This window comes from Paenibacillus sp. J22P143 (genome assembly GCF_059692035.1).
Genome location: NZ_JCAUAQ010000043.1, coordinates 14,750 through 27,694 on the forward strand (window position 1 = coordinate 14,750; position 12,945 = coordinate 27,694).

A 12,945-nucleotide genomic window follows, 5' to 3' on the forward strand; every position below is an offset into this window, starting at 1 on the left:
TGTCTGGAAAAAAAACATAATCGATGGAGGTCTTGACATGTCAAAGTATTTGAAACTGTTTAACGCATTAGTAGTCGGTTCATCGTTAATCGCAATGACAGCATGCGGAACTAGTGGTAAAGATGCGAGCGGTAAGGGTGACTCTTCCACTGCAACGAGCACCCCCCAGAGCGCGACAAAAGCTAAATCTAAAATTAAAGTAATGACGATTTCGACGGATGAAGCCAGAAATAATATTATGGAAAAGTTCATTAAGCCAAACATTCAAGCTGCTCTGCCTGATGTAGAAGTAGAGTTTGAAGCAGGCGGCGGTGGTGCAGATTATGCTAATAAACTTAAAGCATATAATGCATCTGGAGATTTGCCTGATGTATGGTATGGCGAATCCAATCTTACAATCCCGATCCTGTCAGCGGGTAACTTGCTGGATTTGACGCCCTATGTGACGAAGGATCAATTTATCAACAAATTTTCGGTGCCGGATGCTTTGAAATATAGAGATAAAGTTTATACCCTTTCATCCGGGGCTGATACGTATTTTACGCCGGTCATTTACTATCACAAAGATATGTTTGAACAAGCAGGCGTACAAATACCTAAAACGTTCGACGAACTGGTAAAAGTAGCTCAGACGCTCAAGGGCAAAGGTATGGTGCCGATTTCCACTCCGGGTAAAGGCGGTTGGGCAACGAATATATTCTTAATCCAGAACATGGTGCAAATTGGAGACCCGCAAGCCATGGATGATCTGTTAAAAAATAAGACTGATTTCAACAATCCATCCATTAAAGAGGGACTTGCAAGAGTCTCGCAGTTAGCGAAATCAGGTGTATTGCCTGAGGGGGTAGCTAACCTCGATTACGGCCCGGCCAAAGAGTTGTTTACATCGAAGAAAGCTGCGATGTATATGATGATGACTTGGGAGCTGCCTGATTTAGCGAAAGATTCAACGGTAGATTTCTTCCCGTTCCCGGCTGCAAGTGACAAATACGACCCTACCAAAGTGGCGCAATATTGGGGCTCGCCTCTTAGCGGTTATGGTGTAAACGCGAAAAGCAAAAATGTAGAGCAGGCAGTCAAGGTGGCCGAGTTCTTGGCTATGGCTGACGCGCAATACTTCGAATCCACCGGAGCTCCAGTTGCACTTAAAACAGGCAAAGCATCTGCTGAACCGCAACCATTAATGAAAAAGTTTTTAGACTGGTATAATGCAGTACCTACAAAAATCGCTTCCTATTCGACAAATGCACAAGACGGAAAGGTGTCTGCTGAATTCTCGACACTGGGTCAAAACCTGTTAACAGGCCAATATACGCCTGATCAGTTTGTGAAAGATTTTGATAAAACTTGGAAAGAAAACACATGGTTTAAATAAGCAGTAAAAAATAGTTAGTCGTGTACGACATTCCATTTTGAAAACAATTCATTATGGGATGTCGTACATCCATCATTTTTAATGAAATTGGAGGCAACATGAGACAGTTTTTTAATAACAAACTCTCAATCTTTTTGTTTGCATTTCCCGGGTTGCTTCTTTTTACAATCTTTGTGGTTTACCCTCTTTTCCCTGAATTGTTGATCAGCTTGCAAAAACACGACGGTTTTAAGAGCTATGGGTTTGTCGGAATCGCAAATTACAAAGAAGTGCTCCTCTCTCCTGCTTTTTGGCAAGCTAACAAGAATACATTTCTCATTGTTGCTTTATCTACATTCGTTTGTCTGCCCATTTCGATGATGCTGGCATTGCTTGTAGATATACAGAGTCCAAATTTCCGAAGATTTTTTAAGGCAGCCGCTGTATTTCCAGCAGTTCTTTCCGTAACTGTTGTAGCACAAATGTGGGTTGCTTTTTACGATCCGTACTGGGGGTTGTTCAATAAAATATTAAGAGAAATAGGTCTTGGCTATCTCGCCCAACAATGGTTGACAGATAAAAATACGGCAATTATAAGCGTAGCCGCAGCTTTTCTGTGGCAATATATCGGGTTAAATGCGCTGCTCTTCTATACGGGAATAAAAACGATCCCTAAAAATTACTACGAAGCGGCTGAGATTGATGGGGCGAATTTTATTCAAGTCAGGATGAGAATTACGATCCCGCTGTTACAGGATGTTATCAAGTATGTTTTGATCATTTCAGTGCTTGGCTCAATGGCATTGTATGGGCATGTAAGAATTATGACCATGGGTGGTCCGGGAGATGCATCTAGAACAATGGTATATCAAATGTACTATATGGCGTTTGAAAGTTCCGAGTTCGGAAAAGGCTCGGCTACGGCATTGTTATTTATTATAGAGTGTCTCATAATTTCATTTTTTATTAATAAGTTTGTTGCCAAAGAAAAATTAGAGTTTTAGAACAGGATAGTGGGTGAGAAACTGTGACATTAAGACAATTGAGGATGAATCTTGCTAATTATGGGCTTAAAGTATTTTTAGTTGTGGTTGGCTGCACTTTTATTTTTCCTTTATATTGGATGGTTAGCTTATCGTTCAAGTCTAAGAGCGAAGGGTTTGATAATCCATTTGGTTTGCCGAAAGTCTGGGTTTTTACGAATTTCTCTAAAGCGCTAAACAAATACCACTTTTTTATCTACTTTAAAAATAGTGTTATATATACCGTTGGGACACTCGTCATCACGATTCTCATCGGGAGCATGCTGGCTTATTGTTTGAGCAGAATGAACTGGAAATACAGTAAAACTGTAATGATATATATTTCACTCGGATTAATTATTCCTATTGAGGTCGTCATCATCCCGTTATTTATGCTGGTTAAGAATTTGGGCATAAAGGACAGCTATCTCGGCTTAGTGTTGCCTTATACGGCCTTTTCGCTGCCATCGTGTGTGTTCATGCTCTATGCGTTTTTCAGATCACTGCCTAAGGAACTCGAAGAAGCTGCTTGTATAGACGGGTGTAACATTTATCAATCATACTTCCGAATTATTGTCCCTGTTGTCATGCCGGCATTTGCTACACAATGTGTTTTATTATTCATGCGTAATTGGAATGAATTCCCGCTTGCCTACATTATTGCCGGTAAAGACAGCTTCAAACCGCTTACGATCGGATTGCTTGATTTTTTCGTAAGCATAGGAGTAGCCGATTGGGGATTGATTGGGGCGGCCATGTTAATTTCAAGTCTTCCGACTATTATTGTTTACATGATTGCTAATGAGCAAATAGAGAATGCTTTAACCGCAGGCGCTATTTTGAAGTGAAGCAGCCCTCATTCATGAAGCCGAGAGGAGGTGGAAGTCATGTAATGGAAAGCGGAACAATCATATGTTCTCAAGTATTGCCTAGTTAAACTGAGAGGGGAAATTCAAGATGAGAAATTCCAAGAAATGGTTAATAGCGCTGCTTTCGCTGATCGTCCTAAGCATGAGCGCCTTGTCCAGCGTATCCGCTGCAGTGGATACGCAAGTGCAAGCATCAAACATCATGAAAGAAATTTACGTTGCAAATGCAGGTGATGATCTCACAGGTGACGGCTCGATAAGCCATCCATTTGCAACGATTGAACACGCGCGTGATGAAGTACGCAAAATAAACCAAAATATGACTGGCAATATTTATGTCTATCTTCGCGGAGGCAATTATAGAATCAGTAATACTATTACACTCGGCCAGAATGATTCAGGCACTAATGGATATAATATTATTTATCAAGCGTACTCGAATGAAAAGCCTGTAATTAGCGGCGGACAACAAGTCAGCGGCTGGACGAAGGACTCGACGAATCCTAATCTTTACAAGGCGCCATTGACTAGAGATACAAAGTTAAGAGCATTGTATGTAAATGGGCAACGTGCATCTATGACTAGCAAGTCTTTAGCCACAATTGGAAGCGGTTACGGTACATACACCATTACGGCAGGGCAAGACTCCTGGGCTTGGTCAAGCGGTTCGCTGACTGCTGGGCCCGTGTTCAGTGCATCCAACATTCCTTTAACGACGAGAAACCAATCGGATATCGAGCTTGAAACGCAAATGACCTGGAATCGTTTTATAGTTACTCTCGATCAATTTAAAGATATTGGTAACGGCCAGGTAGCTGCTATGCTGCAGCAGCCTTTCGGCTCAATTGCACAACGATACACACACACTGGTTATAAAACGAGTGGTACTCAATATGTATACAATGTCTTTGAATGGCTAACCAGTCCAGGACAATTTTACTTTGATAGACAGGGACAAACCCTCTATTATTACCCACGAGCAGGCGAGGATCTGAGTACGTCGGAAATCATCGCTCCATCGGTAGAAACGTTGGTACGTATAGAAGGTACACCGATAACTGGACGGGCGAATCATATTATTTTCAAAGGTATTAGCTTTGCACACAGCGATTATAACTTGTATCACGTTGGTAATTCGAGCGGTGCTTCTACTACACAGGGTTCAACCGTTTTAACTGCTTACGGCAGTAGTAACGATCATAAAGACTTTTACCGAAACTTTGATATATATCCTGGCGCCATTAAAATCAATTCGGCTAACGACATTCAAATTCTTGATAGTGAAGTGAAGTTTACAGGAGCAGTTGGTATCTCCATCGAAAATGATGTGCAAAATATTACTGTAACTGGAAACTATATTTATTCAACAGGGGGAAGCGCTATTTCTATCGGCCACCCGCAACATGTTTATGAGAATGACCCGGTAACCTACAAGCATCCGGAAGGAGCACCTGCATCCAAAGAACGGTATAGGGAAGGAACCGAGGGAGCGCCGAAAAATATCCGTATTACAAATAACTATGTATTAGAACCATCGAGGTTTTTCCCAGGTTCTGCCGGTATTATGGCTTTCTTTGTTGACTCGCTGACAGTGCAACACAATCGCATAGAAAAAGCGCCATATCAAGGGATTTCACTTGGTTGGGGATGGGAGGAATTTAACGGAGACTCCGATTCCATGCTGCCAAATATTCCAACCACAATCGCAAAAAACAACAATATCAGCTATAACGAATTTATTGATACCATGCACATGTTGGACGATGGTGGTGCAGTTTATACGCTTGGAGAGCAGCCAGGGACGAAAGTTAGTGACAACTATATTAAAGGTATTCCCTCCGGTCATAAATACGCACTCCATCCGGATGCGGGATCTGCTTTTATGTCCTATACAAACAATCTTACCGATGTAAGTAAAGGGGTCACGTCGATCATACATTCAGGAACATGGGGATTACAGCATGATCTAACGATCACTCAAACCTACGGTACAATCAATAAAATATATTCTAAGAACGTGCCGAACAGTATAATCGACAATGTAATCGTTTATGACGATGCGGTTTGGCCGACGGAAGCTTACAGTATTGCGAGGAACTCGGGTCTTGAAACCGCCTATAAAAACATCGTACCGTCGACTACGGTCCGGTTACAGGATTATGTGCTTCCTGCTAGTGTATTTGTTAACGACCCAGCGACATTGTCGCTTCCGATTCGAGCTGCAGGCGATGACAGCAAATCCGTTTGGCTGGCTCCTTCTGGAACGACCAGTTTCACAGAGGGCTCAACCATGACTAAGGCAAGCGGGTCGGCGACTTCGATTGCCGTTCCTGTAGCTACCGGGATTTACAAATTATACATTGTCGATGGACAAGGAAATCGGTCTGCGGAATCCACCGCCCAATTGAGAGTAGGCCTGCAGGGTGGACAGTGGAATCTTGTTGGAATAACAGCACCTTCACCGATAACAGCATCTTTCGGAACGGCAAAGACTGCGTCAGCTCTTGGATTACCTCCAACAGTACAACTAGTTACCAAAAATGGAAACGTGAATAGCAATGTGACTTGGGATCTAAGCGGCATTAATTACAATCCATCTTCAACGAATGTCCAGGGCTTCAGGGTACCAGGAACAGTAGCCCTGCTTAGAGGTGTTGAAAACCCGAACAATGTACCTTTGAAAGTAAGCGTTTATGTAACTGTAAATAAGATCCCGCAGTCAAACATAACGGCCACGGCGACAAGTCAGGAAACGGTTAAGGAAAACGACGCTGCCTCATTGGCGATTGACGGAAACCCAGCTACTTTCTGGCATACGAAGTGGGATAAATCCGATGTTCTCCCCCAATCGATTACCTTAAGTCTTGGAGGAACCTACAATATCAATAAAGTAGCGTATTTACCAAGGCCAGGAGGCGGCAACGGAAATATTACAGGCTATAACGTGTATGTAAGTTCGGACGGTGTATCCTTTACTAAGGTAGCAAATGGAAATTGGGCAAACGACGCTATAGAGAAAACTGCAACGTTTACTTCGACAAATGCATCCTATGTCAGGCTCGAAGCTACAGCGGGTGTCAATGGGTATGCAAGCGCTGCGGAGATCGGTGTAATTGTGGTACCATCGGGAGTGCCGAATCTCATGAGCATCACAGCGCCGGCAGCCATCACAGGAGTGAACATCGGAACGGCGAAGACATCGAACGCCCTTGGATTGCCAACGACAGTATCATTGGATACCGATGTATACAGTTTGGATGCTAATGTGACATGGCAAGTAGATGCTTCAAACTATGATCCGAATGTAAAGAAAGCACAGACCTTCACTGTTAATGGAACTGTAGATTTGCCAGCTGGGGTGGCAAATCTCAACAAAGTGCCATTGACAACAAGCATTAGCGTAGCTGCTAATAAGATCCCTTTATCCCAAATGACGGCAACGGCGACAAGTCAGGAAACGGCTGGGGAAAACGACGCAGCCTCCAATGCGATTGACGGAAACCCAGGAACGTACTGGCATACCAAGTGGAATAAATCTGATGTTCTCCCCCAATCCATTACCATAAACTTGGGAGGAACTTATAACATCAATTCTATTTTGTATTTGCCAAGGCAATCAGGCCCCAATGGAATTATCACAAGTTACAACGTATATGCAAGTATGGACGGCGTATCCTTTACTAAGGTTGCAAATGGAGATTGGGCAAACGACAATACAAAGAAAATTGCAACGTTTGCTTCGACAAATGCATCCTATGTCAGGCTCGAAGCAACAGCAGGCGCTAACGGATATGCATCGGCTGCGGAGATCACTGTAAATGTGGAACCATCGGTAGTGCCGAATCTCATGAGCATCACAGCGCCGGCGGCCATCACAGGAGTGGCGAGCGGTACAGCGAAGACAGCGGCGGCCCTTGGATTATCTGCACCTGTTGAGTTGGTAACCGATAAAGGAAGCGTGAATGCCAATGTGACATGGGGTGTCGAGACTTCAAACTATGATCCAGCTGTTAAGACTGAACAGACCTTCACTGTAAATGGAACTGTAACTCTACCTGAAGGTGTGGGAAATCCGAATAACGTAACTTTGACAACAAGCGTCAGCGTGACTGTGCTGGCGGCACCAGCAACACCAAAGTCTACATTGACAGGTGTACTGCAGGTGAACGCTGGCCAAACTTTTAATCTGACGATGGGACTGACCGACGTTACGCAAAGCGTATACCAGCAAGTGTATGCGCAGGATTTCGCACTGCAGTATGACCCTGCAAGTGTGCAATTCGATTCGGTGACATCCCCGATAGAAGGGTTCCAATTCTATACGAGAGAAACAGCTCCAGGACATATCCGAATTGTGGCTGCAAGCACGGGCGCGGTCGTGCCTGCCCAAGGCGATTTACTCGCAATCCAATTTACGGCTAAATCTGTAACCCAGGCAACCAATACGACAATTTCTGTCGACAATGTTGTGATTGCCAATGCACAGGGGAATGAATTGCAGGTCGGCGGAGCTTCACGTGAGATCCAAATCACTGTACCTGCTATACCTGTAGATAAGTCGCTTTTGAACGGGGCAATCGCAAGCGCTCAGACGAAGCACAATGCAGCTTCGGAAGGTAATGATGATGGTCTGTATGCGACTGGATCCAAAGCTTTATTACAGTCGGCAATTAATACGGCCAGTGCAGTAGCGAATAATTCAAGCGCGACTCAGCAAGAGGTGGATAATGCGAAAGATGCATTGGAAGCAGCAATTCAAGTGTTCACAAGCAAGTTAATAACCGCAGATATCAATGGAAATGGTGTCTCAATTGGAGACTTGGCTTCTGTAGCAGTTGCATACAAAAAAGAACCAGGTCAAGAGGGCTGGAATGAGAAAGCGGATGTCAATCATGACGGCAAAGTAGACATTTTAGACCTTGCCATTGTAGCTAGAGCGATTTTGCAATAATACAGCTTCGAATGATTAAGGATTAAATGAATCGGTAAAGAAATGGGGGAGATTTAGTGTCTCCCCCTTCCATTTTCACATTCTGCAAGAGGTTAAAATAGGTTTCATTTCTAGACGGCGATGTAACTAGTTACGTTGACATTTAATTCGAGAAGTTAACTCAAGTAGAAAACCAACTGATTGTATTTTGAACAATACAAATAATAGACTATATACGTTATCTGAAAGCTATAGGGGACTTGGAAAGTACCGCTAGGATTGCCCTTTGGAATATTATAAATATCGAAAAATTTCTTTTTAGATCCTTCAAGAGGCACTTAAAGAATTCGGTATTTTAACCACACCATGTTGTACGAAAGGGAGAATTTCTACGATGATAAAAAAAATACACGCATTCGGTCTGATGGTTATTTTAACCATGATTTTACTTCCATCACTCGGTGTACAAGCAAACTCAGGACCGGATTTATTCCTTTCCATCTCAGATGACAGCATATCGGCAGGCGATAATTTTCAAGTAACGGTGAGTGGAAAGCAAGTAAGCGACTTGTACGCATATGAAGTTAATTTATCTTTTGACACAAGCCTTTTGGAGTGTATCAGTGGTTCTAGTGACAGTAAAGGCTTTGCTGTGGGACCCATTGTGAAAGGGGAAAAAGTTCTAATTGCAAATTCGCAATTAGGAAATGCTTCAGGCAAGAACGGAAATGTGACACTGGCAACACTGACATTTAAAGCGAAAAATCAAGGATCGGCTGAAATTAAACTAGACAGTGTGAACCTGGTGAATTCGAAATTAGAGTCTAATGTTGTTTCTGGCAATTATAAGATTTCGGCTATTATAACCAAAATGATCCCAACTAATACGAATGGCGTGTTAAATAGCGACATTATTTCTGTAGGAGATTTCATTCAAACTATTAAGACTAAGGTAGCGGAGTCCAATACATCGAACACGAAAATTGAATTGACTGACATTAAAGGACACTGGGCCGAAAATACCATAGGTATGTTCGTGAAACTGCGTATTATCGATGGATATGAGGATGGATCTTTCCATCCGGATGGCAACATTACACGAGCCGAGTTTGCTGCAATCATCACGCGTGTATTTGATATCAGCAGCCGTGGTAATCATTTCGTTGTACTGAACGATCTAGACAGTCACTGGGCTAGTGGCGTTATTCAGAAACTCACTAGTGCAGGAGTGATTGTCGGATACGAAGACGGAACCTTTAGGCCCGACCAAACGATCAGTCGAGAGCAAATGGTCATCATTTTATCCCGTGTTATCAACTTGAGTAATCTGAATAAGGATGCTTCCAAGGGTAACTTTGCAGATTTGGAAAGCGCAAGCTCCTATGCAGTTGAGCAAATCAAAGATGCGGCAGAAGCTGGCCTCATCAGTGGCAAGAACGATGGCATTTTTGATCCGCATGGCAACTCCACACGTTCGGAAGCTCTTACGGTCATTCTAAATGCATTGAACCTTGATCCTGAGTTGAAAACACTATTGGATAGCATGAACTAATTTTCATCAAGGCAGACCAGAGCGGACTTCAAGTGGGAAATGGAGGGATAATCGTTTGAAATTTTGCTTATATGATAACAAATTTGAACAGGTTATTCTTATAAAAACCAATTTACGATTAGCTATTAGTTGTAAGATAGAATGCAAAATGTCCAGCGATATTTCTGTACTTCCCATCCTGACAAAAGAGGAGTATTTGTCTTATCCCGCTTCGTATCGAGGAGAAGTTAACGGTCTCTCTTATTTACTATATGAGGTTCCCGATGTTTTAGAGGAAAGGTTTGATCGAGTAATTGTTCAGGATCGACATCGCCTCCAGACCTTGGATCGATAAAGATGGTGATGGATGAATTCGCAAACTTTATAAAAGATAAGACATATCCTGGAGCAAAATGATAACAATGCCGATTGATAGGGGAGGTAGCGACCATGCTGAGGCTGATCATCGTTGAAGATGAAGAGATTATCAGAAAAAGGCTTGTTCATACCGTTGATTGGCTGTCAATGAGTTGCACAGTTGTAGGGGATACCGATGACGGACAAAAGGGACTTCAATTGATTGAGGAGCTTCGTCCCGACTTAGTGATTACAGATATTAGAATGGCTGTTATGAATGGAATCGAAATGTTGGAGCAGGCGTTGAGAATCTATCCGTTTCATAGTATTATCCTGACCAGCTATACGGAATTTGAATATGCGAAGCAGGCTATTTCATTGCGAGTGTTTGAATATTTGCTTAAACCTGTGGATAAAATCAAACTAGCTGAAGTTATTGGAAATATCAGGCACGGCATTATGGAAGGAAAGGTTTACGACGACAATAAAAAATTGAAAACGATAGGGGATACACAACAATTCGACTTGGATAGTTTATTTAATGACGAACAAAAAATGAATTATTATGTTAGTGAGACGATCAAGAAAATCAAAAATGAGTACCATAAAAAGCTGACTATTGAGGCTATTGCCGATGAAATAGGAGTAAGTTCAAGTTATTTGAGTCGTAAGTTTAAAGTGATTACATCCCAATCGTTTTTGGACATTCTGAACAAATACAGGATTCAAAAAGCAATAGAATTGCTCGCCACAGGTAAATGCCGGATATATGAAATAGCCAGTATGACGGGTTTCAGTGAATATAAATACTTCTGTAATGTGTTCAAGAAGTATACAGGCGCAAGTCCGACGAATTTAATGAAGTCCGGAAGTCGTGTTGTTCCTAAGAATCCGTGAGAAGAAAAGTAAAAGTGATTACGTATTTAGCAGCTAAAAGCTCATGAGAGGGGGGGACCTTTCATGAGCTTTTTGTCTAGTTATATTGTCCAGAAATGGAGTCAACAATCCGTTAACTTTTCGATTCCTTAGAAAAGGATTTTTTGTATTCAGTTGGCGTCAAGCCCGTAATGAATTTAAATACTTTGCTGAAGTAGTATTGATTGCTATAACCGACTAGAGTGGCAATATCTTTAAACTGTAGGTTGGAGTCATCCGTAAGTAATTGTTTGGCCTTATCAATCCTAAGTTGAGTCAGATACTCAATAGGAGCGATACCTTTATACTTTTTAAATTCCCGGCTCAAGTAAGACACGTTCAGGTTCACCCGATCCGCAATATCGTTGATGGAAATTTCATCGGACAGTTGCGCCTGAAAATAGGAATCGACCTGTTCCATGATTTCACTCACATAATTCGGGTTCGGATCGGAATTACCTGAATGAAGAAAGAAGTTCTCAAATAGAAATGTAATATTCCGCAAAAGCGATGGATAGTCTTTGGAAATCGATATAATTTCATCTAATTCTAGCTTCAAATCGCTGTCCGCGATACGCTTGTCGACAATTGCTCTGCTGCATGCACTAATAATCTGTGACAGGGATGCTTCAATGGCACTCTGTGTATAATCGTTTGCTGCCCAACGAGCCATAATGGACTCGATTTCGGTGAAAAACGGCAGTTTTTTCTTAAGCTTCACGAGCGAAACGAGTTTCTGCTCATCAATCGTTTGCTCGAGCCCAGGATCATTTGGCAAGTTTAACTTCGCATCTTTTGCAATGACGATACTTGATTTGCCGAATTGTAAGTATTTTTGCATACCAGCTCTTGTCATTTGGTACTCCAGTTTCAAATTAGGGATCTTTGATACTGGGTTGCTGATTGCAACTGTCAGGGGGACTCTTGGTGTAGGTAATTTCTCTATCATACTCTTAATGATTGTTTGAAAGTCTAATTCATTACTATGGCTGCAACTAAATACAACGACTGCTTCGTTCATCGCTTGTCCGTCAAGCACCCAAAAAGGCTCGAGATCGGGGAATTGGGTGATGAGAAATGAGGAAAGGTCTGTTTGCAGCCAGAAATCATGCAATGGATTGGCGACATCGATTAGAAATTTGGAGAATGAGCCTGCGCAGATCAACATAATAAAGTATCTGTCGTAGGGTAATTCTTCGTATTCAATTGCTTGCGAAAGATTGTTCCAGCTTTTGATCGCTTGGGAAACTATGAGATATTCTTTGGTTTGCCTGCTTGTAGTTACGCGCTGCACGGCATTATCGAGTACTTCAAAGATCGACTTCTGCGTAACAGGTTTAAGTAGATATTCCGTAACGCCAAGCTGCATCGCTTGCCTTGCATAATCAAACTCCCCGTACCCGCTAATGATGACAAAGATCGTGTCTGGTGCTTGCTCTTTTACCTCGGATATGAGCTTAAATCCATCCATACCGGGCATCCGAATATCGGTAAACACAATATGCGGTTTCATTTGTTTAATCATTTGCAACGCGGATAATCCGTCCGTGAATTCGCCTACGATCCTTATATCAGGACTGTATTCTTCTATTTTCTTGACAATGCTGCGTAAAATTGGATGTTTATCTTCTGCCACTACCACATTTATCATGATGCGTTATCCTCCATAGCTTTCTAGTTTTCCTTTAATACCCATATGAATCCTGCAACCTCGATCTTCTAGATTATCTATTTGCAAATAAAATGGCTTTCCGTAATGCATCATTAATCTTGCATACGTATTTAAGACGCCTAATCCGCCGATCTTTAGATTCGTTAGTAATTTACCGTTTAGAAAATTGTTTCGATAAGTGGTTATCAATTGATTGATTTCAATCAGTTTGGCAGGCTCAACACCAGAACCGTTATCTTCGATGATCAGTTCCCAATGATCGGGGGTTACCATAGTGCCGGATATCGTTATTTTC

The 12,945-nt window shown here is 42.2% G+C and carries 8 protein-coding genes; 6 read left to right on the plus strand and 2 right to left on the minus strand.

What is annotated here, in order from left to right; all coding sequences use genetic code 11:
- The first annotated feature begins 37 nt into the window (after positions 1-37).
- The 6 genes from AC58PQ_RS28410 to AC58PQ_RS28435 all read left to right on the plus strand — a co-directional run bounded on the left by AC58PQ_RS28410 (position 38) and on the right by AC58PQ_RS28435 (position 10,960).
- The gene (locus AC58PQ_RS28410; protein WP_497247562.1) at positions 38-1,375 is read left to right on the plus strand and encodes an ABC transporter substrate-binding protein; all 1,338 of its coding nucleotides are present in this window, start codon (positions 38-40) and stop codon (positions 1,373-1,375) included.
- Between the two features lie 98 nt (positions 1,376-1,473).
- Entirely contained in the window at positions 1,474-2,358 is an 885-nt protein-coding gene (locus tag AC58PQ_RS28415) for a carbohydrate ABC transporter permease (RefSeq protein WP_497247564.1), read from the plus strand.
- A gap of 23 nt (positions 2,359-2,381) precedes the next feature.
- A complete protein-coding gene (locus tag AC58PQ_RS28420; protein WP_497247566.1) occupies positions 2,382-3,224 on the plus strand; it encodes a carbohydrate ABC transporter permease in 843 nt (280 codons plus the stop codon).
- 109 nt (positions 3,225-3,333) lie between these two features.
- Positions 3,334-8,196: a discoidin domain-containing protein gene (locus tag AC58PQ_RS28425; RefSeq protein ID WP_497247568.1), complete on the plus strand. Its 4,863-nt coding sequence runs from the start codon at positions 3,334-3,336 to the stop codon at positions 8,194-8,196.
- Positions 8,197-8,569: 373 nt separating this feature from the next.
- A complete protein-coding gene (locus tag AC58PQ_RS28430) occupies positions 8,570-9,727 on the plus strand; it encodes an S-layer homology domain-containing protein (RefSeq protein WP_497247570.1) in 1,158 nt (385 codons plus the stop codon).
- 429 nt (positions 9,728-10,156) lie between these two features.
- A complete protein-coding gene (locus tag AC58PQ_RS28435; RefSeq protein WP_497247572.1) occupies positions 10,157-10,960 on the plus strand; it encodes a response regulator transcription factor in 804 nt (267 codons plus the stop codon).
- 112 nt (positions 10,961-11,072) lie between these two features.
- On the opposite strand, the gene AC58PQ_RS28440 is transcribed toward AC58PQ_RS28435, so the two are convergent.
- Together AC58PQ_RS28440 and AC58PQ_RS28445 are read right to left on the minus strand one after the other, a co-directional pair.
- On the minus strand, positions 11,073-12,629 hold the full coding sequence (locus AC58PQ_RS28440) for a response regulator transcription factor (protein WP_497247574.1): 1,557 nt from the start codon (positions 12,627-12,629) through the stop codon (positions 11,073-11,075).
- 6 nt (positions 12,630-12,635) lie between these two features.
- Positions 12,636-12,945 (minus strand): sensor histidine kinase (locus AC58PQ_RS28445; protein ID WP_497247576.1); only part of this gene is annotated, 310 nt, incomplete at its 5' end.

Excerpts from the sequence above, each read along its gene's own strand:
- AC58PQ_RS28425 (WP_497247568.1), top strand. The coding sequence starts at position 3,334 with ATGAGAAATTCCAAGAAATGGTTAATAGCGCTGCTTTCGCTGATCGTC.
- AC58PQ_RS28410 (WP_497247562.1), top strand. The coding sequence starts at position 38 with ATGTCAAAGTATTTGAAACTGTTTAACGCATTAGTAGTCGGTTCATCG.
- AC58PQ_RS28430 (WP_497247570.1), top strand. The coding sequence starts at position 8,570 with ATGATAAAAAAAATACACGCATTCGGTCTGATGGTTATTTTAACCATG.
- AC58PQ_RS28440 (WP_497247574.1), bottom strand. The coding sequence starts at position 12,629 with ATGATAAATGTGGTAGTGGCAGAAGATAAACATCCAATTTTACGCAGC.
- AC58PQ_RS28415 (WP_497247564.1), top strand. The coding sequence starts at position 1,474 with ATGAGACAGTTTTTTAATAACAAACTCTCAATCTTTTTGTTTGCATTT.
- AC58PQ_RS28435 (WP_497247572.1), top strand. The coding sequence starts at position 10,157 with ATGCTGAGGCTGATCATCGTTGAAGATGAAGAGATTATCAGAAAAAGG.